The sequence below is a fragment of the Rhizobium sp. CB3090 genome, assembly GCF_029714285.1.
GTDB lineage: Bacteria > Pseudomonadota > Alphaproteobacteria > Rhizobiales > Rhizobiaceae > Rhizobium.
Map to the genome: position 1 here is coordinate 3,007,549 of NZ_CP121662.1, position 22,617 is coordinate 3,030,165.

The 22,617-nt window shown below is 61.3% G+C and carries 16 protein-coding genes; 6 read left to right on the plus strand and 10 right to left on the minus strand.

Annotation, left to right across the window (positions count from 1 at the left end; translation table 11 throughout):
• Window positions 1-16 precede the first annotated feature (16 nt).
• From QA646_RS14475 to QA646_RS14485, 3 genes are all read right to left on the minus strand, one after another.
• The gene (locus tag QA646_RS14475) at window positions 17-811 is read right to left on the minus strand and encodes a xanthine dehydrogenase family protein subunit M (protein WP_283056113.1); all 795 of its coding nucleotides are present in this window, start codon (window positions 809-811) and stop codon (window positions 17-19) included.
• Window positions 812-831: 20 nt separating this feature from the next.
• On the minus strand, window positions 832-3,177 hold the full coding sequence (locus tag QA646_RS14480; RefSeq protein WP_283056114.1) for a xanthine dehydrogenase family protein molybdopterin-binding subunit: 2,346 nt from the start codon (window positions 3,175-3,177) through the stop codon (window positions 832-834).
• Between the two features lie 83 nt (window positions 3,178-3,260).
• Window positions 3,261-3,749: a (2Fe-2S)-binding protein gene (locus QA646_RS14485; protein ID WP_283056115.1), complete on the minus strand. Its 489-nt coding sequence runs from the start codon at window positions 3,747-3,749 to the stop codon at window positions 3,261-3,263.
• A gap of 299 nt (window positions 3,750-4,048) precedes the next feature.
• Here QA646_RS14485 and QA646_RS14490 point away from each other — a divergent pair, with 299 nt between their 5' ends.
• The 3 genes from QA646_RS14490 (at window position 4,049) to QA646_RS14500 (ending at window position 10,884) form a co-directional block, all read left to right on the plus strand.
• A complete protein-coding gene (locus QA646_RS14490; protein ID WP_283056116.1) occupies window positions 4,049-4,342 on the plus strand; it encodes a glycine zipper domain-containing protein in 294 nt (97 codons plus the stop codon).
• Window positions 4,343-4,707: 365 nt separating this feature from the next.
• Entirely contained in the window at window positions 4,708-6,633 is a 1,926-nt protein-coding gene (locus QA646_RS14495) for an autotransporter assembly complex family protein (protein WP_283056117.1), read from the plus strand.
• A gap of 63 nt (window positions 6,634-6,696) precedes the next feature.
• Complete coding sequence (locus tag QA646_RS14500; protein WP_283056118.1) at window positions 6,697-10,884, plus strand: translocation/assembly module TamB domain-containing protein; 4,188 nt, start codon at window positions 6,697-6,699, stop codon at window positions 10,882-10,884.
• Window positions 10,885-11,106: 222 nt separating this feature from the next.
• Here QA646_RS14500 and QA646_RS14505 read toward each other — a convergent pair whose 3' ends face one another.
• Window positions 11,107-11,535: an Lrp/AsnC family transcriptional regulator gene (locus tag QA646_RS14505; RefSeq protein ID WP_283056119.1), complete on the minus strand. Its 429-nt coding sequence runs from the start codon at window positions 11,533-11,535 to the stop codon at window positions 11,107-11,109.
• A gap of 197 nt (window positions 11,536-11,732) precedes the next feature.
• On the opposite strand from QA646_RS14505, the gene rocF reads away from it, so the two are divergent.
• From rocF to QA646_RS14520, 3 genes are all read left to right on the plus strand, one after another.
• Window positions 11,733-12,668 (plus strand): arginase, encoded by a 936-nt coding sequence (gene rocF / locus QA646_RS14510; protein ID WP_283056120.1) that lies wholly within the window; start codon window positions 11,733-11,735, stop codon window positions 12,666-12,668.
• An 18-nt stretch (window positions 12,669-12,686) separates the two neighbouring features.
• Window positions 12,687-13,889, plus strand: coding sequence for an ornithine--oxo-acid transaminase (gene rocD, locus QA646_RS14515; protein ID WP_283056121.1), 1,203 nt, complete (start codon window positions 12,687-12,689; stop codon window positions 13,887-13,889).
• 132 nt (window positions 13,890-14,021) lie between these two features.
• The gene (locus QA646_RS14520; protein ID WP_028751249.1) at window positions 14,022-14,501 is read left to right on the plus strand and encodes a chemotaxis protein CheW; all 480 of its coding nucleotides are present in this window, start codon (window positions 14,022-14,024) and stop codon (window positions 14,499-14,501) included.
• Window positions 14,502-14,616: 115 nt separating this feature from the next.
• On the opposite strand, the gene QA646_RS14525 is transcribed toward QA646_RS14520, so the two are convergent.
• The 6 genes from QA646_RS14525 to QA646_RS14550 form a co-directional block, all read right to left on the minus strand.
• Window positions 14,617-16,275 carry an OFA family MFS transporter gene (locus QA646_RS14525; RefSeq protein WP_283056122.1) on the minus strand — a complete coding sequence of 553 codons (1,659 nt, stop codon included), beginning with the start codon at window positions 16,273-16,275 and terminating at the stop codon, window positions 14,617-14,619.
• 119 nt (window positions 16,276-16,394) lie between these two features.
• Complete coding sequence (locus QA646_RS14530) at window positions 16,395-16,652, minus strand: formate dehydrogenase subunit delta (RefSeq protein ID WP_283056123.1); 258 nt, start codon at window positions 16,650-16,652, stop codon at window positions 16,395-16,397.
• The gene (gene fdhD / locus QA646_RS14535) at window positions 16,642-17,469 is read right to left on the minus strand and encodes a formate dehydrogenase accessory sulfurtransferase FdhD (protein WP_283056124.1); all 828 of its coding nucleotides are present in this window, start codon (window positions 17,467-17,469) and stop codon (window positions 16,642-16,644) included. Before fdhD ends, QA646_RS14530 begins: the two co-directional genes overlap by 11 nt.
• Window positions 17,470-17,668: 199 nt before the next feature.
• Window positions 17,669-20,548, minus strand: coding sequence for a formate dehydrogenase subunit alpha (fdhF, locus tag QA646_RS14540; protein ID WP_283056125.1), 2,880 nt, complete (start codon window positions 20,546-20,548; stop codon window positions 17,669-17,671).
• Between the two features lie 5 nt (window positions 20,549-20,553).
• Window positions 20,554-22,110 (minus strand): NADH-quinone oxidoreductase subunit NuoF, encoded by a 1,557-nt coding sequence (locus QA646_RS14545; protein ID WP_283056126.1) that lies wholly within the window; start codon window positions 22,108-22,110, stop codon window positions 20,554-20,556.
• Window positions 22,107-22,586: a formate dehydrogenase subunit gamma gene (locus QA646_RS14550; RefSeq protein WP_283056127.1), complete on the minus strand. Its 480-nt coding sequence runs from the start codon at window positions 22,584-22,586 to the stop codon at window positions 22,107-22,109. Before QA646_RS14550 ends, QA646_RS14545 begins: the two co-directional genes overlap by 4 nt.
• Window positions 22,587-22,617: the final 31 nt, after the last annotated feature.

Here is a 22,617-nt window from a genome sequence, read left to right on the forward strand (position 1 = left end):
CCTTTCTGTGAGCGATTTATGCCGCGGCCACCGCACGCTTGGCCATGACTTTGATCAAATTGGCGCGATATTCCGCCGTGGCATGCAGATCGGCCAGAAGCGTCGACGAATCGACGGTCGCGTTGGCGAGCGCATCCGGCGACCAGTTTGCCGTAAGCGCCTGCTCCATGCTCCCGTGACGGAACACGCCATCCGCGCCCGCGCCGGTGACTGCGACCCGCACGCCATCCGTTCCCTTGGCGACGAAGACGCCCGTCATGGCGTAGCGGGAAGCCGGATTGCGGAACTTGGCATAGCCGGCCTTTTCCGGCGCCTCGAAGGTTATGGCGGTAATCAGCTCACCCTCTTCCAACGCCGTCTCGAACAGACCGGTGAAGAAATCATCGGCTGCGATCTGACGCCTGTCGGTCACGATGGTAGCGCCCAGGCCCAGCATGGCCGAAGGATAATCCGCCGCCGGATCGTTATTGGCGATCGAGCCGCCGATCGTGCCCATATGGCGGACATGCGGATCGCCGATCATGCCGGCAAGATCGCAGAGCGCTGGACAGACGGCGCGGATCGCCGCCGAGGAGGCGACCTCCGCATGCGTCGTCGCAGCGCCGATCGTTACCCTGCGACCGTCGACGCGGATGCCTTTCAGCGCCGGGATATGCCTGAGATCGACGAGATCGCCCGGTGAAGCCAGACGCTGCTTCATGGTCGCGATCAGCGTCATGCCGCCGGCGACATATTTACCCTCCGTCGCGTCCGACAGAAGCTTGACGGCTTCGTCGACCGAGGAGGCGCGGTGATAGTTGGTTGCGTACATGGTTTTCTCCTCCCCTTATCTCAGGCCACGACCCGGGCCGCTTCCCACACCTTGAGCGGCGTGGCAGGCATGGTCAGGGCATTGTTGCCGATCGCATCGGTGATCGCGTTGATCAACGCCGGCGGAGAGCCGATGGCGCCCGCCTCGCCGCAACCCTTGACCCCCAGCGGATTGTTCGGGCAGGGCGTGTTTTGATGCGACAGATTGAAGGACGGCAGATCGTCGGCACGCGGCATGGCGTAGTCCATGAAGCTCGCCGTCAGCAGCTGGCCGCTGGCATCGTAATGCACGGCCTCGAGCAGCGCCTGTCCGACACCCTGCGCGATGCCGCCATGCACCTGGCCTTCGACGATCATCGGGTTGATGATGTTGCCGAAATCATCGGCAGCAACGAACTGGATAATCTCGGTCTTGCCGGTTTCCGGATCGACCTCGACCTCGCAGATGTAGCAGCCGGCGGGGAAGGTGAAGTTGGCCGGATCGTAGAAAGCGGTTTCCTTCAGCCCCGGCTCTATGCCGGCGGGGAGGTTATGCGCGGTATAGGCGGCCAGCGCCACCTGGAACCAGGGCAGCGACTTGTCGGTACCGGCGACTTTGACCTCGCCGTTTTCGATGACGATATCGCTCTCGTCGGCTTCCATCAGATGCGCAGCGATCTTCTTCGCCTTGGCTTCCACCTTATCGAGCGCCTTCACCACGGCGGACATGCCGACCGCGCCGGAGCGTGAGCCATAGGTGCCCATGCCCATCTGAACCTTGTCGGTGTCGCCGTGTACGATCGATACGCTGTCGATCGGCACGCCGAATCGGTCGGCGACGAGCTGTGCGAAGGTCGTCTCATGACCCTGGCCATGACTGTGCGAACCGGTGAGCACCTCGACGGTGCCAACAGCATTCACCCGCACTTCCGCCGATTCCCACAGCCCCACACCGGCGCCGAGCGAACCGACCGCCTGAGAGGGGGCAAGCCCGCAGGCCTCGATATAGCAGCTCATGCCGATGCCGCGCTTCATGCCGCGCGCCGCCGCCGCTGCTTTGCGAGCGGGGAAACCATTCCAATCAGCCTGCTGCATGGCGGCATCCAGCGATGCCTCGTAGTTGCCGGCGTCGTAATTCATGATGACCGGCGTCTGATGGGGGAAGGAGCGGACGAAGTTGGTTCGCCTGAGTTCCGCGGGTGAGACGCCGAGCTCGCGTGCCGCCGTTTCGACGGTGCGCTCCAGCAGGTAGGTCGCCTCCGGACGACCGGCACCGCGATAGGCGTCGACCGGCACCGTATTGGTATAGACGGTGCGAACATTGGCGTGGATCGCCGGGATCGCGTATTGGCCTGATAGCAGCGTCGCATAGAGATAGGTCGGCACGCACGACGAGAAGAGCGACATGTAAGCGCCGAGATTGGCGATGGTATCGACCTTCAACGCTGTGATGCGGTTCTGGTCATCGAAGGCCATCTTTACTTTGGAGACATGATCGCGACCATGCGCGTCGGTCAGGAATGCTTCGGTACGATCGGCTGTCCATTTGACCGGCACGCCGGTCTTCTTCGACGCCCAGAGACAGACGATTTCCTCTGGATAGATATAGATCTTGGAGCCAAAGCCGCCGCCGACATCAGGCGCGATGACGCGCAGCTTGTTTTCCGGCGCGACATTGTAGAAGGCGCTCATGACCAGCCGTGCCACATGCGGGTTCTGGCTGGTGGTGTAGCATGTATAGTGATCGTCACCGGCATCATAGATGCCGAGGGTCGCGCGCGGCTCCATGGCATTCGGCGATAGCCGGTTGTTGTGGATTTCGAGCTCGGTGACATGCGCCGCTTCGGCGATCGCCTTGTCGGTCGCGGCGGCATCGCCGAGTTCCCAGTCGAAGATCAAATTATCGGCCGCTTCCGCATGAATCTGCGGCGCGCCGGGCTTCAGCGCCTCGACCGCCTCGATAACGGCAGGAAGCTCTTCATAATCCACCACGACGGCTTCAGCCGCATCGCGGGCTTCGCCGAGCGAATCGGCCACCACGATCGCCACGGCATCGCCGACATAGCGCACGGTATCGACCGCCAGCGGCCGCCACGCGCCCATCTTCATCGGCGAGCCGTCCTTGGAGTGGATCATCCAGCCGCAGATGAGATTGCCGATGCCATCGGCCAGCAATTGCTTGCCGTCCAGCACGCCGATCACGCCCGGCATGGCCAATGCAGGCGAGGCGTCGATGCCGGTGATCTTCGCATGCGCATGCGGGCTGCGGACGAAATAGGCATACTTCATGCCCGGCGCCACCATATCGTCGGTATAGCGCCCCTTGCCCGTCAGAAATCGCTTGTCTTCCTTGCGCGCGACGCGCGCGCCAATGCCTTCAACGCCCATGATATCCTCCCATTGGGGTTCCGGGGTCGGCAAGCCGCCAAGATAACGGTCGTTGGCGTTCGCCAGACAATCTCGGTGAAATCTTATTCGGCCGCCTGCCTGGCGGCGTGCATCTCAGCATTGGCAGAAAGGACTGCCTTGACGATATTGTGGTAGCCGGTGCAGCGACAGATATTGCCGTCAAGCTCGGCGCGCACCGTCTCCTCGTCCAGCGTGCCGCCATGGCGATTGATCATGTCGACGGCCGTCATCACCATGCCGGGCGTGCAGAAGCCGCATTGCAAGCCGTGATGCTCCTTGAAGGCGGCCTGAACGGGATGCAGTTCACCATTGGCGGCCAGACCCTCGATGGTTGTAATATCCGAGCCGGAGGCCTGCACGGCCAGGATCGAACAGCTCTTGACCGATTTGCCGTCCATGTGGATCACGCAGGCGCCGCACTGGGTCGTATCGCAGCCGACATGGGTTCCTGTCAGGCCAAGCTTTTCCCTGATGAAATGGACGAGCAGCGTGCGATCCTCGCACTCGCCGCTGACCGTCCGGCCATTCACCGTCAAAGTCACTCTTGACATATTTTCCTCCTCGCCTCTCCTCCAGAGGCAACGGCCATCATTTGACTTTTTTGTAGTCCGATCAACCTCTACTTTAGAAAGACCGTGGTTTTTTCTTCCGCTCGGTCTCTTTTGTTTACCGAATGTAGACGCCGCGAGTTTAGCACCAAAAAAACCGCAAGTGCCCAATGGACAAACATATTTTGCACGATATTTCTTCTTAGCTGCAGGACTGCAAGGACAGCCCATCGTGGTGGAGCTGGAAAAATTGGGGACGGCGTTGGCCGGGGTACCGGCTTAACTAACGTTGGAGAGAGTAAATGAAGAAAGCCCTTATGCTCGCACTGGTCGGCTTGTCTATCGCAAGCTGCACCCCGACTGAACAAGGCGCCGGCATCGGCGCTGCCTCCGGCGCCATCATCGGCGGCGCCGTGACCGGTAACGTCCGCGGTGCAGCCGTCGGCGCCGCGATCGGCGGTGTTTCGGGCGCTGTCATCGGCAGCGTCGCCGAACAGCCCGGTCAGTGCTACTACCGTGACCGCTATGGCCGCCGCTACATCGACGACTGCCCGCGCGGTGGCTATCGTCGCAGCTACTACAATGGCGGCTACTGATCGTATAGCGATCGAGACACCGAAGTCCCGGGCCTGAGGTCCGGGACTTTTTGATTTCGGGCTCCTCGTCTCTTCTTGTTTGAGAGGTGTAAATCTGGCGTCGATCTGGTGGAAATGACACCAATTGCAACGCTGGATCGAAGCAATGAATAGGGAGAGAGACCGTCGTCAGCCCCGTAGAGCGCACTGAAATAGCCCTAAGTCCCGGATGAAAATCCGGGATTTTTTATTTCGCCAGCGGTCTTTTGCAGGTTTTTGAGTCTAAAAAGGTACACGCGAGACGCTTTTGCCTCTATGGTGGCCCGCGCGTTAACCCGGGGGAAACGCCAAACTGAGAAAGTTCTTATATAACCGTAAAGCGGCGCATGCATAAAAGAACTGGTCCGAGGAAGAGTATTGCGTATCGGCGAGCAGGCACCGTAATGGCGGTTGCGGCAACCATTGTGCTCGGCCCGCTTTATGCCGGAAACGCATTTGCCTTCAAACTGTTCGGCATGACGCTCTGGGGCGAGGACGATACTAAAGATGAGGTTTCCGATCCCGTTCATTACACCGTCGATTTCAAGACGGACAATCTCGACAAGGATCTCAAGGAGGCCCTGACCGAAAGTTCCATGCTGATTTCGGACAGGAAGAAGCCCGTTTCCGGCGACCTCGGCGTCGTCATCAAGGCGCGCGACGATCGCGACCGGCTGATCGCCACCCTCTATGAAAAAGCGCGCTATGGCGGCGTGGTCACCATCACCGTCAGCGGCACCAATATCGATGCGCTGCCGCCGAATCCCACCTTCGGCCGTGCGAAGCCGGTTGAGGTCAACATCAGCGTCGATCCGGGCCCCGTCTTCACGCTTGGCAAGATCAGCCTGCTCGGCGATGCGCGCGGCCTCGATCCCGCGAGTTATGGGCTTGTACCCGGCGGCGATGCCGGGTCGCTGACGATCCTGAAAGCCGGCGACAAGATCGTCGCCGACTTCAAGAACGAAGGCCATCCGCTCGCCAAACTCATCAAGCGCGATGTCGTCGCCGATCACGAGACAAACAGGGTCGATGTTGCGCTGAGCGTCGAAAGCGGCCCGGTGGCGCCCATCGGCAATGTCGGCGTCAGCGGCCAGAAATCGGTCGATCCGGATTTCATCAAGCGCTATGCCCGCATCAATGAGGGCAAACCCTATTCGCCGGACGAATTGAAGAAAGCTTCCGACCGCCTGCGCAAGCTCGGCGTCTTTTCCAGTGTCACCATCCGCGAGGCCGACAAGCTCGCGCCGGACGGCAGCATTCCCATGACCATCGAAGTGTCCGAGGGCAAGCAACGCTATTTCGGCGTCGGCGCGCAATATTCCACCATCGACGGTTTCGGCCTGCAGGGCTATTGGGGCCATCGCAATCTGACGGGCCGCGCCGATTCGCTGCGCATCGAGGGATCGGTCTCCCGTATCGGCGAAACGACCGATGTCGGCCAGCTCGACTATAGCGCCGGCATTACCTATGTCCGGCCCGCGACCTTCTACCCTTCCGCAACCTTCACCGCCGCCCTGAAGATGCAAAGCCTGCATCCGGATGCCTATGATGCCGACACCATTACCGCGAGCGGCAGCCTTGCCTACGAGCTGACCGACCGGGACACCATCTCCGGCGGCGGCGAAGTGAGCTATGAGCAAGACAGCACCGCTGCCTATGGCGATCAAAACTATCTGACGCTGGCGATCCCGCTCGAATATGTCAGGGACACGCGCGACAACAAGCTGGATCCGACCGAGGGCTATCGCGCCTCGATCAGCGCCAAGCCGAGCTATGAAGCAATGGGCGGCACGGTGTTCAGCTCCTTCGAGGGGTCGATTTCCGGTTACCAGGGCGTCGGCGCCAACGATGATGTCGTCTTCGCCGGCAAGCTTTCCCTTGGCTCGCTGATCGGTTCCAACGGTATCTCCGACATTCCGGCGACCCGGCGTTTCTATGCCGGCGGCGGCGGCTCGGTACGTGGCTACGCCTACCAGGAAATCACGCCCTATAATTCCAATGGCGATGCGCTCGGCGGCCGCTCCTATGCCACCGCCTCGATTGAAGCCCGCATCAAGATCACCGACAAGATCGGCATCGTACCCTTCGTCGACATGGGCAGCGTCACCGGCAGCACTTTTCCTGACTTTTCCGATGTTCGCATTGGCGCAGGCGTCGGTGTGCGCTACGCTACACCCTTCGGTCCCATCAGGCTCGACGTCGCCGTCCCGCTCAATAAATATGAGAATGGTACGGCATACGGCATCTATGCCGGCATCGGTCAAGCCTTCTGACACGCCGTACAGTTGCAGACGGTTCAGCACGCGGTTACAAAAATTGAGGTTACTGTCGCTCTCATGAGCATGTTGATTCGAATTCTCGGGACATTGGTGCGCCTCATCGTCTATGCGCTTGTGGTAATCCTCGTGCTTGCGATCGCCGCCGTGCTCATCGTCGGCTTTGTGCCGGCCGCAACCGGCTACGCCGTCGACCAGGTGGCAAAGCTCGTCTCTACGCCCGACCAGACCATTACGATTACTGCTCCGTCTGGCCTCTTGACTGGCAACCTTCGCGTCGGCTCGATCACAGTTACCGACACCAAGGGCACCTTCGCGAAGGTCCAGAATCTCGCCCTCGACTGGTCGCCGGTTTCGCTGCTGACCGGCACGTTCCATGCCGATCGCGTTGCCGCCGACACGGTCGATTTTCAGCGCTTGCCGGTTTCAACGGCAAAAGCGGCAGAGCCGCAGGCGGCGGCGACCGAAAACAAGGGCTTCTCACTGCCCATCGCCGTCGATATCAGCGCTATCGCATTGCCGAATCTTCGCATCGGGCAGGCCGTTGCCGGCCAGGATTTCGCCCTTGCCGCCAATGGCAGCGTCAAGGCAAACAGCAGCAGCGTCGACCTCGTCCTCGATGCCAATCGCCAGGATGTCCCCGATGCCAAGCTCTCCACCACCATTGCCTTTGCGCCGGCCGAAAACCGCCTGAACCTGAAGGCCGAAATCGCCGAACCGCGCGACGGCATGCTCGCCGGAATGCTGCATCTGCCGGGCGGGCCGGCGATCAACATCAATCTCTCCGGCGAAGGCCCGCTATCGAACTGGGCCGGCAAGCTGCAGGCCGCGCTCGATGGCAAACCGACGGTGTCGATCAATGGCCATCATGCCATTTCCGCCGATGGGCTTCACCGCATCGACGTCAAGGGCGGCGGCGACGTCGATTCATTGCTGCCGCCGACCTTCCGTCCCCTCTTCGCTGGCCAGACGACGATCGACCTTGCCGCCACCTTCGACGGCAAGGGCAAGATCGACATCCAGACCGGCAATCTCGCCACCGGCAGCGTCATCATCGCCGCCTCGGGCACGCTCGATCCCTCAGGCAATAACAGTCTCAACGCCAATCTGCTCGGCACATCGGGGCCGGTAGATTTCCGCTGGCCGATGGAAGACGGCGAGGCGCGGGCGATGATTTCGCGTGCCGATGTCGCGCTGACGGGCCAGGCGCAGTCGGTGAAGATCGACGCCAAGGCTTCGCTCGAAAGCGCCAGCACGCCGCAAGGCCGGATCGGCCAGGTGAACCTCAGTGCCAAGAGCGATGCTTTCAACCTGACCGACGGGTCCGGCCCGCTGCAGCTTCGCCTCGTGATCGGCCAGACCGCATTCATCAGCCCCGATCTCAACCGCCTGATCCGCGCGCCGGTCGCGCTGACGGCGCCCTTGCAGCTCTCACCTGACACGATCGGCTTCAACAACACGACGCTGGAAAGCGCCAGTATCGGCGGCACCGTCAACGGCAAATATACGCTGTCGTCGAAGTCGCTCACCGGCAATTTCAAGACGTTTGCGCTGCCTGCCGTGCTGCCGGAAGGTGTGTCGGACAAGTTCGAGGGGACCATCTCGCTCGAAGGCCAGGTTGCCGGCACAGTGCCGACGAAGATGAATCTTTCCAATCTGGCCCTGAAATCCAATGTCGGCGAGATCAGCGGCAGCGCCGCGCTCGATGGCCAGATGCTGACATCGGAGATCACCGGTAAACTGCTCGATCTCTCCAAGCTCGTTCCGAATGCCGAAGGACAGGCGGATATCGGCCTCAAGGCCAAGGGTCCGCTGACCGCACTCGGCATCGACGCAACGGTGAAGGCCGTCAACGTCAAGCTGGCAGGCCGCCTGCTGGATACGCTTGATATGGCGCTTACCGGAACCGCCGATCCGAATGCGCCACAGGCGAGCGTAGAGGCGAACGGCGCAATCGACGGCAAACCGATCAGCATTACGGCCAATGCGATCTCGCAGAACGGCCGCACCAGCATTCCGAAGCTTGCCGTCGAAGTCGGCGCCAACAAGCTGCAGGGCAAGCTGGATCTTTCGCCAAGTTTCGAACCGTCAGGCGCGTTGAACTTCGATCTGCCTGACCTTAGCCTGCTCGCGGCCCTGGCCGGGCAAAAGGCTGACGGCGATCTCAAGGGCTCGCTCGATCTCTCCAGCACCAATGGCAAGATCGGGCTGAAGGTCGACGCCAGCGGCAGCGGCATCCGCCGCGACGATCTCTCGATCGACAAGCCGGCCATCGCGCTGACCGTCGATGATCTCAAGGCCTTTTCCGCCAATGGTAGTATCCGCGCCGCCGCCATCGCCTCCGGCGCCAACCGTATTACCGATCTCGGGCTGACCTTCACCCAACAAGGCAGCCGCACCGTTTTCGATCTCAAATCGAACTACGACAACGCGCCGCTGACCGCCAATGGCAATGTCGAAACCGGCGGCGGCCAGACGGTTGTCAGCCTCGATAATTTTGCTGGCGCTCCGCGCACCATACCGGTGAAGCTGGCATCGCCGACCAAGATCGTCGTCAAGGACGGCACGGCAACGCTGGACGGCCTGGCGATCCGGACCGGCAGCGGCTCGGTGACGGTCAGCGGTACGGCCGGACAGATGCTGAATATTACCGCTGAGATCGCCAACCTGCCCGCCAGCCTTGCCAATGTCTTCGCGCCGACGCTTGCGGCCGAAGGCGCGATTTCCGGCAAGGTGACGGTGACCGGCAAGCCGGCCGCACCCGTCGTCGCCTTTCAGACCAATTGGTCGGGTGCGGCGACCAGCCAGACGAAATCGGCCGGCCTCGGCCCGCTCGGCATCAAGGCGAACGGGCAGTTCGCCAACAATATCGTCACTATCGACACAAACCTCACCGGCCAGAATGGCCTGGCGCTCAACGGCGGCGGCACCGTCGCCATCGCGGGCAACAAGGCCTTGGCGATGAAATTCTCCGGTACCCTGCCCTTCGACGCGGTGGCAGGCCAACTTGCCGCGCAGGGCCTCAGCATGACGGGCACGGCGAAGATCGATATTCAGATCGCCGGCACGACCGCAGCACCCGCCGTCACAGGCACGATCTCCACCGACGGCGCCAAGCTCGTCGATGTCCGCCGCAACCTCACCCTCAACGGCCTCGCCGTCACCGTCACACTGGACGGCAGACAGGCTGTGATCTCGCGGCTCAACGGCAATCTCGCCAGCGGCGGCAGCGTATCGGCAAGCGGCACGGTCGGCATTGCTCCGGACAGTGGCTTTCCGGCCGATATCCAGTTGAAATTCAACAATGCCACCTATGTCGACGGCACGTTAGTGACGGCGACCATCAACGGTACGCTCGGCATCAAGGGACCGCTGCTGACCGCTCCTGTGCTCAGCGGAAATCTGAAGCTCAGCAAGGCATCGATCACCGTGCCGGAAAAGCTGCCGGCCTCGCTTTCCGAGATCAATATCAAACACAAGAACGCACCGGCCGCCGTCAGCGCCCAGTTCAGGGATCAGAAGCCCCAGGGCCCTCGCGACAAATCCACCACTCTCGGCATCGACCTGCAGCTCGATGCGCCCTCGCAGATCTTTGTCCGCGGCCGCGGCATCGATGCGGAACTCGGCGGCAGCATCACCGTTCGCGGCACTGCGGCGGATCCGGTCGTCTCAGGTGGCTTCACCATGAGGCGCGGCCGCCTGACCATCCTCAGCCGTCGCCTGGATTTCACCAATTCCAGCAAGATTACCTTCGGTGGCGACCTGACGCCCGCCCTCGACATGGAGGCCACGTCGACCGTGAATTCCACCACCATCACCGTCGACGTCACGGGTCTGGCGACCGACCCGAAGATCAGCTTCTCCTCCTCGCCTGCCCTGCCGCAGGACGAGGTGCTGGCGCAACTGATCTTCGGCCAATCGATGTCGAAGCTTTCAGCCCTGCAGATCGCCCAGCTTGCCGATGCCGCAAGCCAGCTCGCCGGCGGCCGCTCCACATCTTTGTTCGAGGGCCTGCGCAGCCATCTCGGCGTCGACGATCTCGACGTCACCACCGACTCGAAGGGCCAAGCCCAGGTCGGCGCCGGCAAATATCTGAACAAGCGCACCTATATCGAATTGCAGCAGGGCGCCGCCAACAACACCAAGGCGATCATCAACCTCGATGTCGGACGCGGCGTCAAGCTGCGGGGTGCGGCCGGCTCGGACGGCGCGGGCGAAGCCGGGATCGTCTATGAGCATGAGTATTAATTAATAGCTTGAGGCAAAAGACCCCTCCCCAACCCTCCCCACAAGGGGGAGGGAGTTAACTCGTTGAGCGGCCTGACCAAAACAACACTGCCTCATCTTGTTGAGATTTCAGATCTTCTACTTTTGTGGGCACAGATCAGGCACGCAAAGGTTACGGTATATGGCCCCCTCCCCTTGTGGGGAGGTTTGGGGTGGGGTTTTCGCGAGGCTTGAAAGCCTCCCTTAAAACCCCATCTTGCTCGTCTTCAGCAAGATATTGGATTCCGTCGTGTTGATACCGTTGATCAAGCGAATCCGGCGCAGCGTTTCGTCGAAGGAGGCGAGATCGCGGTCTTCCAGTTCAGCGATGAAATCCCATTTGCCGTTGGTGCTGTGCAGCGCCCTCACCTGCGGCAGGCCGCGAAGCTGATCGGCGACCTTGTCCGCCAATTTGCCGAGCACCTCGATCATGACGATCGCGCGCACTCCTGCGGAGCGGGCTTCATGGCCGGTTCTGATCGTAAAGGCGGTGATGGTGCCGTTGTCGACTAGCCGTTCGATGCGCGCCGTCACCGTGGCGCGCGAGGCGCCGGTCGTTGCCGCCAAAGATGAGACGGAAGTGCGGGCGTTGTGGCGCAGCGCGCTCAGGAGGTCGCGATCTAGATCATCCATGGGCTTATCATTCTGCTAAATCATGCTGGTCAATCTGTCGAAGACTACTCGATTTTCGACAATTTTCCATCTTTTTGCTGTCATCTCCCTCATCGATAATCGAGATCGATAACCAACCTGAATCTGGGATAACGCATAAGCCTTTCCGAAAACCGCTTCGCACTTTTCGGGCTTATGCGCTGATTGGAGCGCTGCCGATGAACGTTGAATCCACATCCATCACGCTGATCGGCGTTCCGCTCGAGGAAGGCTCCGGCCGCCGCGGCGCTGGCATGGGACCGACTGCCCTGCGTATCGCCGGCATCGAGACGATGTTGACCGAACTCAACCATCGCGTCACCGACAGCGGCGACTTGCATCCGGCTCCCGCCGCCGATCTGCCGGACCATCCGAAAGCCCATAACCTGAAGGTCGTCGGCGCCTTCACCCGTGCTCTGGAGGCCAAGGTCTACGAAGTTGCCTCATCCGGCGGCTTTCCGCTGATCCTCGGTGGCGATCACAGCCTCTCTATGGGCAGCGTTTCCGGCATGGCCCGCCATGCCGCCGAGGTCGGCCGGCCGCTGTTCGTACTCTGGCTGGATGCGCATTCGGACTTCAACTCCCCGGCCACATCTCCGTCGGGCAATATTCACGGCATGCCGGTCGCCTTCTTCTGCGGCGAAGCCGAGATTGCCGATATCCTGCCGGCCTCCCGTCCGCTGGTCGATCCGAAGAGGGTGTTCCAAGTCGGCATACGCTCCGTCGATCCGCACGAGCGCCAGGAAATCCGCGAGCACGGCGTCAATGTCTTCGACATGCGCTCTCTCGATGAGCAGGGCGTGGCCGCGATCATGCGCCGGGTGCTCGACACGATCAGCGCCGCCAACGGCCTGCTGCATGTCAGCTTCGACGTCGATTTTCTAGATCCGGATATCGCGCCGGGTGTCGGGACGACTGTACCGGGCGGCGCGACCTTCCGAGAAGCCCATCTCATCATGGAAATGCTGTCCGACAGCGGTCTCGTCTCGTCGCTCGATCTGGTCGAGCTCAATCCCTTCCTCGACGATCGCGGCAAGAGCGCCCGCGTCATGGTGGAGATGGCAGCGAGCCTCTTCGGACGGAGGATTTTCGATCGCCCGACAAGGGCAGCATAGGTCTGGGGGGAAATTATCATGAGCGTATCGACCGATCTCATCGCCACCGAACAGCGCCTCGGCGCCCATAATTATAAGCCGCTGGACGTCGTGCTGACGCGCGGCGAAGGCGTCTATGTCTGGGATACCGACGGCAAGCGCTATCTCGACTGTCTCTCCGCCTATTCGGCGGTCAATCAGGGCCATTGCCACCCGAAAATCCGCGAGGCGATGATCGAGCAGGCCGGCAAGCTGACGCTGACCTCCCGCGCCTTCCGCAACGACCAGCTCGCCTATCTCTATGAAGAGCTGGCGGCGCTGACCGGCTCGCATAAGATCCTGCCGATGAACTCCGGCGCCGAAGCCGTCGAGACGGCCATCAAGGCCGTGCGCAAGTGGGGCTATGAGGTGAAGGGCGTTCCGGAGAACCAGGCGGAAATCATCGTCTGCTCCAACAATTTTCACGGCCGGACGCTGAGCATCATCAGCTTCTCGACCGATCCTGATGCCCGTACCGGCTTCGGCCCCTATACGCCGGGCTTCCGCACCATCCCCTTCGGCGATGCCGACGCTCTTGCCGCCGCGATCAACAAAAACACCGTTGCGGCGCTGATCGAGCCGATCCAGGGCGAGGCCGGGGTCATCATTCCTCCGCCAGGCTATTTCACCCGTGTGCGCGAACTCTGCACTATCAACAACGTCACCCTCATCCTCGATGAAATCCAGACGGGCCTCGGCCGCACCGGCAAGTTGCTTGCCGAAGAGCACGAAGGCATCGAGGCCGACGTGACGCTGATCGGCAAAGCCCTGTCAGGCGGCTTCTACCCCGTCTCCGCCGTGCTCTCCAATTCCGAAGTGCTCGGCGTCCTGAAGCCCGGCCAGCATGGTTCCACCTTTGGCGGCAATCCTCTGGCCTGCGCGGTTGCTCGCGCGGCGCTGCGCGTGCTCACCGAGGAGGGCATGATCGAGAATGCCGCCGTCATGGGCGATTATTTCCTCGAAGGCCTGCGCTCGATCCGCTCGAATATCGTCAAGGACGTGCGCGGCCGCGGCCTGATGATGGCGGTGGAGCTGGTGCCGGAAGCCGGCGGGGCACGGCAATATTGCTATCAGCTCAAGGACCTCGGCCTGCTCGCCAAGGATACGCATGACCACACGATCCGCTTTGCGCCTCCATTGGTCATCACCCGCGACCAGGTCGATTGGGCGCTGGAACAGGTCGATAAGGTGCTGGCCCAATAAGCCAGCCTTTAGAGAGACTTCAAGTATATCCTGCCGAAATCTCTTCTGCGGTTTAGGTTTGAGCAACATTCTTCCGCTATCTTCATGATAGCGCGCCAGATTTGGCGCCGTGCTACAACGGGAAGAATGTTCATGGCCACGATCAATTCCACCAGCTTCAGCGGCGACACTTTGGAGATCATTGCTTTCCGGCTTCATGATCAGGAGTTCTGCGTCAAGACCACCACGATCCGCGAAATCCGCGGCTGGGCGCCGTCGACGCCGATCCCCCATTCGCCGGCCGATGTCATCGGCGTCATGAATCTTCGCGGCTCGGTCATTCCGATCATCGATCTCGCCTACAAGCTCGGCATGAAGAGCACGGTCGCGAATGAACGCAGCGCCATCGTCGTTGCCGAAGTCCACAACATGGTCATCGGCATGCTGGTCGACCGCGTCTCCGACATCCTGACGATCTCCTCGAGCCAGGTTCAGCCGGTCCCGGAAGTCACCGCCTCCTTCGACCGCGCCTATTGCGAAGGCATCATCGCCACAGAAAGCGGCATGATCTGCTTCCTCAACCTCGCCAAGATGTTCAAGGAAAACGAAACGGACGAACTCGTCGCCGCCTGAAGCGGTTTCAGGAAACGCGCTCAGCGATTTTCCGCCCGGAATTGGCAAAGAACAAAGATAAAGCCGCCCCGGTTTTCCGAGGCGGCTTTCTTTATGCAATCAATATGTCTGGGGTTCAGCCAAACAGCGCGTAGGTGCTCTTGATCGTCACCCAGACACCCCAAAGCAGCGGGATGCCGACGATCGCCCAGGCGATCAACGCCTTCGCGTCAAGGCCGCCCCTGCCAATGCCGAAGGAGCCCGTCGGGCCGGCATTGGCCGCAGCGCTTTTCGCCTGCAGAGCCGCAACCTCGCCATCCGACATGAACCATTTGTCCGAAAGCGGCTTCACCAGCGCATTGGCGATCAGGCCCAGCGCCAGCATGCCGGCGAGGATGTACATGGTGAAGGTGTAAAGCTGCGCCCCTTCGACGCCAGCCGCCTTTTGCGCCTCGCGGATATAATTGACGACCACCGGGCCAATGATGCCGGCTGTCGCCCAGGCGGTCAGCAACCGGCCATGGATGGCACCGACGAACTGCGTGCCGAAGATATCGGCGAGATAGGCCGGGATGGTGGAGAAACCGCCGCCATACATCGACAGGATGATGCAGAGGGCGCCGACGAACAGCACTTTGCTATGAATACCCGCCGCCCAGGGAGCAAGCATGTAAAGCGCGATGCCGAGGACGAAGAAGCAATAATAGGTGTTCTTGCGGCCGATCTTGTCGGAGAGCGATGCCCAGAAGAAGCGCCCGCCGATATTGAAGAGCGACAGCAGGCCGGCAAAGCCGGCAGCGATCGCAGCCACGGCCGCCACCTGGTCCTTGCTGAGAGCGGCGAACGTCACATCCGGCAGACCGATCAGCGCACCGCCGAAAATTTCCTGCAGCATCGGCGAAGCCATGCCGATGACGCCAATGCCGGCTGAGACGTTGAGGCACAGCACCGCCCAGATCAGCCAAAACTGCTTGGTCTTATGGGCATCGCGCAAATGCACGTGCTTGGTGGTTATCATCGTGCTCTTGGCGACGGGCGGCGTCCAACCTTCCGGACGCCAGCCGGCCGGCGGCAGGCGATAGCCGAAAGCGCCGCCCATCATGAAGACGAAATAGATCGCCGCCATGACGATGAATGTCTGCCAGACTCCGACTGAGCCGTCGCCGCGGAAGCTGGTCATCAAAAGGTTGGCGAGTGGCGCGCCGATCATCGCTCCACCGCCGAAGCCCATGATCGCCATGCCCGTCGCCATGCCGCGCCGATCGGGAAACCATTTGATCAGCGTCGACACCGGCGAGATATAGCCGAGACCGAGACCTACGCCGCCGACGACGCCTGCGCCGATCCACATCAGCCAGAGCTGATGGAAGATGACTCCGATTGCGGCGATCAGAATGCCGCCGCACCAGCAGCAGGCCGAGACGACGCCCGCTTTGCGCGGCCCGACCCGCTCCAGCCAGCCGCCCCAAATGGCAGCCGAAGAACCGAGCAGCACGAAGAACAACGTATAGATCCAGCCAAGATCGCTGACGCGCCAGTCACAAGTGGTGGTGACGAGGGCAGAAAGAAGATTGAGACTGGTGCATTCGGCCGGCGGCGGCGATATGCCCAGCGCTTTCGACAATGGCAGCCAAAAGACGCTGAAGCCGTAAGCCATGCCGATGCAAAGATGGATCGCCAAGGCTGCCGGTGGCACCAGCCATCGGTTGAAGCCGGGCTTGGCGATAATGCGCTCGCGATCGAGCAAACCTGATGTTACAGTTTCTCTTGAAATATCTGTTTCCGCAGTCGTCATGAACAACTCCTCCTTGATTCAGAGACTTGGGACTTATAATTATTCTACTTTAAAGTGTGTAGGTAGGCAGACTCCTCCTCTCCTCTTTCTTATTACCAATTCCTAATACTAAGGCTGCATCAGTTCTGCTTAACTGGCTCCGGCCTGTGGATCAAGGCGGCGGCCTCCAGCACTAGGGGATCCAGCCCGCTGTTTCCACTATCGACTATTTCGAAAAACTGCCGCCGCATACGCGGCTCCCAAAATTTATTGATGTGCGTTGCAACGCCCTGCACCGCCTCATTGGCTGGCTGCGTTTTGAAGAAAGTGGCGATCTGGTTCGCCATATAGACGAGCTTGGCTGACGTTTTGCCGTGGGGTGTTTCGTCAGGCGACATCGGCGATGCTCCCTGGAGTAATGCGCTGCGGATGGGTGAAAATCTCGAAATCGTCGCCACGCACCAGTGCCACCAGCGTCATGCCGGCCGCCTCGGCGGTGCGGATGGCGAGTGCCGTCGGCGCAGAAATGGCAACAAGGACGGAGCTGCCCAGTATTGCAGCCTTTTGCACCATTTCGACGGAAAGACGGCTCGTGACGGCAACGACGCCCTCGGAGCCCTTGTGGCCGGAACGGATGACGGCGCCGCAGAGCTTATCTAACGCGTTATGGCGCCCGACATCCTCACGCACGGCAATCAATCCCTCGCCCGGAATATAAAAGCCCGCCCCATGCACAGCACGGGTCTCGCGGTTCAGCAACTGCGCGTCGCTCAAAAGAGCGACTGCCTTGACGATGTCCGCATGCGAGACCGTCAGCGCGACCGTCGAAACATCCGGTACCTTCCGCACCGCCTGCTCGATCGATTCGATGCCGCAGAGCCCGCAGCCGACCGGCCCGGCCATATGCCGCCGCCGGGCACGCAACGCATCCGCAGCGTCATCGATCAAGGTGATCTGCACATCGATCCCCTGCTCGTCCTCGATCGGCTCGACTGCGGCAATCTGACCGATATTGGTGATGATGCCCTCGGTCAGACTGAATCCAACCGCAAAATCGTTGATGTCGGCAGGCGTCCCCATCATCACCGCATGCGAGGAGCCGCCATAGGAAAAAGCAATCGGCACCTCTTCCGGCACGGTGCGCGATCCGGAGCGGACAATGCCGTTGCGGCGCACGGTCTCAGTGGCGGTGGTGGTAGGGTTGAAACGAGTCACGAGAAACCCCTCCCCAACCCCTCCCCACAGGGGGGAGGGGCTAGATCGTGGCACTCCCCAACACAAAACTCCAGCCTCTCGTAGTGCTGCAGCTCCAGGAATATCGGCCCTTCTGATTCTCGAGATGCATCAAAGGCACTGTGGCTTAGCCCCTCCCCCTTGTGGGGAGGGGTTGGGGAGGGGTTCTGCCAATGAACCTTCACTCAGCCGCCTCCATTTTCCCGGCAATCCGGCGAGATTGCCGCGCCTGTTCGTCATAATCGATCTGCCATTGCGACGGACCGTTGGAGGGCGAGACCTGCACCGCCGTCACCTTGTATTCGGGGCAGTTCGTCGCCCAGTCGGAATAGTCCGTCGTGATGACGTTTGCTTGCGTGTCGGGATGATGGAAGGTCGTATACACGACGCCGGGAGCCACGCGGTCGGTGATCAGCGCGCGCAGCGTCGTATCGCCGGAGCGGCTGCTGAGCTTGATCCAGTCGCCATCGCGGATGCCGCGCTGCTCCGCATCGTGCGGATGGATTTCCAGGCGATCCTCCGCATGCCAGACAACGTTCTCGGTGCGGCGCGTCTGCGCGCCGACATTGTACTGGCTGAGAATGCGCCCAGTGGTGAGCAGGAGCGGGAAGCGCGGGCCGGTGCGCTCGTCGGTCGCGACATATTCGGTGCGGATGAACTTGCCCTTGCCGCGGACGAAGCCGTCGACATGCATGATCGGCGAACCGAGCGGCGTCTTCTCATTGCAGGGCCACTGCACGGAGCCCATCTTTTCCAGATAGTCGTAGGAGACCAGGGCGAAGGTCGGCGTCGTCGCGGCGATCTCGTCCATGATCTCGGACGGATGCGCATAGTTCCAATCAAGACCCATGGCCTGGGCCATCTTCTGCGTCACTTCCCAATCGGCATAACCGTTGAGCGGGCTCATCACCTTGCGCACGCGGTTGATGCGGCGCTCGGCATTGGTGAAGGTGCCGTCCTTTTCCAGGAAGGTCGAGCCCGGCAGGAAGACATGCGCATAGTTGGCAGTCTCGTTCAGGAAGAGATCGTGAACGACCACGCACTCCATCGCGGCAAGACCGGCGGCGACATGCTTGGTATCCGGATCGGACTGGAGGATATCCTCACCCTGGATGTAGAGACCCTTGAAGGTGCCCTCGACGGCCGCATCCAGCATGTTGGGAATGCGCAGGCCAGGCTCGTTGTTGAGCTTCACGCCCCAGAGCTTTTCGAAGACATCGCGCGTCGCGTCGTCTGAGATGTGACGATAGCCAGTCAGTTCGTGCGGGAACGAACCCATATCGCACGAGCCCTGCACATTGTTCTGACCGCGCAGAGGATTCACGCCGACACCCGGACGGCCGATATTGCCCGTTACCATGGCGAGGTTGGCAATCGCCATGACCGTCGTCGAGCCCTGGCTGTGTTCGGTGACGCCGAGACCGTAATAGATTGCGCCATTACCACCCTTGGCATAGAGGCGGGCAGCACCGCGCACGAGATCGGCGGGAACGCCGGTGTATTTTTCCGTTTCCTCCGGACTGTGCTGCGGCTCGGCGACGAAAGCGGCCCAATCCTCGAATTCGGACCAGTCGCAGCGTTCGCGGATGAATTTCTCGTCGAACAGGCCCTCAGTGACGATGACGTGGGCCAGCGCCGTCAGCATGGCGACGTTGGTGCCCGGCTTCAGCGGCAGATGATAGCTCGCCTCGACATGCGGCGTGCGCACCAGATCGATGCGGCGCGGATCGATCACGATGAGCTTGGCGCCCTGGCGCAGCCGCTTCTTCAGCCGCGAGCCGAAGACCGGATGACCATCCGTCGGGTTGGCGCCGATGACGACGACGACATCGGATTGCTCTACGCTGTCGAAATTCTGCGTGCCGGCCGAAGTGCCGAAAGCCTGGCCGAGGCCGTAACCGGTCGGCGAGTGGCAGACGCGGGCGCAGGTATCGACATTGTTGTTGCCGAAGCCGGCGCGCACCAGCTTCTGCACGAGGTAGGTCTCTTCATTGGTGCAGCGCGACGAGGTGATGCCGCCGACGGAGTCGCGGCCATACTGATATTGAAGTCGCTTGAACTCGGTGGCGATGTGAGCGAATGCCTCATCCCAGGTGACCTCGCGCCAGGGGTCGGTGATCTTCTCGCGGACCATCGGATTGAGGATACGGTCCTTGTGGGTCGAATAACCGTAAGCGAAGCGGCCCTTGACGCAGGAATGACCGCGATTGGCCTGGCCATCCTTCCACGGCACCATGCGTACCACTTCCTCGCCGCGCATTTCCGCCTTGAACGAGCAGCCGACGCCGCAATAGGCGCAGGTGGTGACGACAGAATGTTCCGGCTGACCGATCGAAATCACCGATTTCTCGGTCAGCGTCGCAGTCGGGCAGGCCTGCACGCAGGCACCGCAGGAAACGCATTCGCTGTCGATGAAATTCTCATGCATACCGGCCGAGACGCGCGAGTCGAAACCGCGGCCCTCGATGGTCAGCGCAAAGGTGCCCTGCACTTCCTCGCAGGCGCGCACGCAGCGGGAGCAGACGATGCACTTCGCGGGATCAAAGGTGAAATAGGGATTGGACTCGTCCTTCGGCGCCCATTTCAGATTGATTTCGCCGTTGTTGCGCGCCTTGACGTGGTTGTCGCCCTCATAGCCATAGCGCACATCGCGCAGGCCGACAGCACCAGCCATGTCCTGCAATTCGCAATCGCCATTGGCGGCGCAGGTCAGACAGTCCAGCGGGTGATCCGAAATATAGAGTTCCATCACGCCGCGGCGGATGTCCTTCAGTCGGCCCGTCTGCGTATGCACGACGATACCGGGCGCCACCGGCGTCGTGCATGAGGCCGGCGTACCGTTGCGCCCTTCGATCTCGACGAGACAGAGCCGGCAGGAGCCGAAGGCATCCATCATATCGGTGGCGCAGAGCTTCGGCACCTCAATCCCGGCTTCCATCGAGGCGCGCATGATCGACGTGCCTTCCGGCACTGTAATCTGGCGCCCGTCGATGGTGAGCGTCACCAAGGTTTCGGATTGGGAGGCGGGTGTGCCGTAGTCGATTTCGTGAACGAGGGACATGGATATTACTCCGCCGCTTCAATCAAGGGAGCCGGAGAAAAGTCCTCCGGGAAATGGGTCATCGCGCTCACGACAGGATAGGGCGTGAAACCGCCGAGTGCGCAGAGCGAGCCGAACTTCATCGTGTTGCAGAGATCGGCAAGCAAGGCGCGGTTCTTCTCCGGTTCGATGCCGCGTGCAATGTTATCGGCCGTTTCTACGCCGCGGATCGAGCCGATACGGCAGGGCGTGCACTTGCCGCAGCTTTCCACCGCGCAGAATTCCATCGCAAAACGTGCCTGTTTCAGCATATCGGCAGTATCATCGAAAACGACGATGCCGGCGTGGCCGATCAGACCATCCTTGGCCGCAAAGGCCTCGTAGTCGAACGGCGTATCGAACAGGGCACGCGGGAAATAAGCGCCCAGCGGCCCGCCGACCTGCACCGCCTTTACCGGCCGGCCAGTCCTCGTGCCACCGCCGATCCTGTCGACGATATCGCCGAGCGACAGGCCGAACGCGGTCTCATAAAGGCCGGCATATTTGACGTTGCCTGCGATCTGGAGGGGAATCGTGCCGCGCGAGCGGCCCATGCCGAAATCACGATAAAAGGCTGCGCCCTTGTCCATGATGACAGGAACGGAGGCGAGCGAAATGACGTTGTTGATAACGGTCGGGCAGTCGAACAGCCCCTTGTGCGCCGGCAACGGCGGCTTGGCGCGTACGACACCGCGCTTGCCTTCGAGGCTATTGAGCAGCGACGTTTCCTCGCCGCAGACATAGGCGCCGGCGCCGGAACGGATCTCCATATCGAAGGCCTTGCCGGATCCAAGAACAGACGATCCGAGGATGCCGGCCTTGCGCGCCATCTCGACCGCCTCGGTCATCACGGCGATCGCATGCGGATATTCCGAGCGCGTATAGACGAAGCCCTTGGTCGCGCCGGTTGCGAGGCCGGCAATCGCCATGCCCTCGATCAGCACGAAGGGATCGCCTTCCATGATCATACGGTCGGCGAAAGTGCCGCTATCGCCCTCATCGGCATTGCAGACAATGTATTTGCGCTCGCCCGACGCATCGAGCACCGTCTTCCATTTGATGCCGGTCGGGAAACCTGCACCGCCACGACCGCGCAGGCCGGAGTCGGTCACTTCCTTCACGATGTCAGCCGCCACCATGCCGACGGCACGACGCAGCCCCTTCAAACCGCCGTGAGCTTCGTAGTCTTGCAGCGAAAGAGGATCGATGATGCCGCAGCGGGCGAAGGTGAGACGGGTCTGTTCCTTGAGGAATGGGAGGTTTTCGACCTCCCCGAGACAGAGCGGATGAGCGCCGCCGGTGATGAGCCCGGCGTCGAAGATCTCAGCCACGTCCTTGGCCTTCACCGGCCCATAGCCGATACGCTTGCCATCGACCTCGACCTCGACCAGCGGCTCCAGCCAGAACATGCCGCGCGAGCCGTTGCGCACGATCTGCGCATCAAGGCCCCGGCTGGCGATCTCCTGCGCGAGAGCCTTCGCCACCTTCTCCGCTCCGAGGGAAAGAGCGGCGGCATCGCGGGGGATGTAAATCTTCAGCGTCATCGGCGCGCCTCCATCACCAGATCTTCGACGGCCTCATCGTCCAGGCGGCCATGAAGCTCGCCGTCCAGCATCGCCGACGGCGCACAGGCGCAGAGACCGAGACAGTATACCGGCTCCAGCGTCACGCTGCCATCCAGCGTCGTCTGGTGGAAATCGATGCCCAGCAATTGCTTGATCCGCGCTGCCAGCGCATCACCGCCCATCGACTGGCAGGCTTCGGCGCGACAGAGCTTCAGCACATGCCGGCCGGCGGGATGATCGCGATAATCATGGTAGAAGGTCATTACACCATGCACTTCGGCGCGAGACAGGTTCAGCGCCTTTGCGATCAACGGCAGCGTATCCTGCGGCACATAGCCAAACTCCTCCTGGATTCCGTGCAGGATTGGCAGGAGTGGCCCTTCCATCGACTTCATGCGGTCGATGATAACGCCGGCGCGGGCTGCAATCTCGCCCGAACCAAGATGCAAACTCATAAGCAGCCTCCCAGGCTTCTCCTCTGCGAAC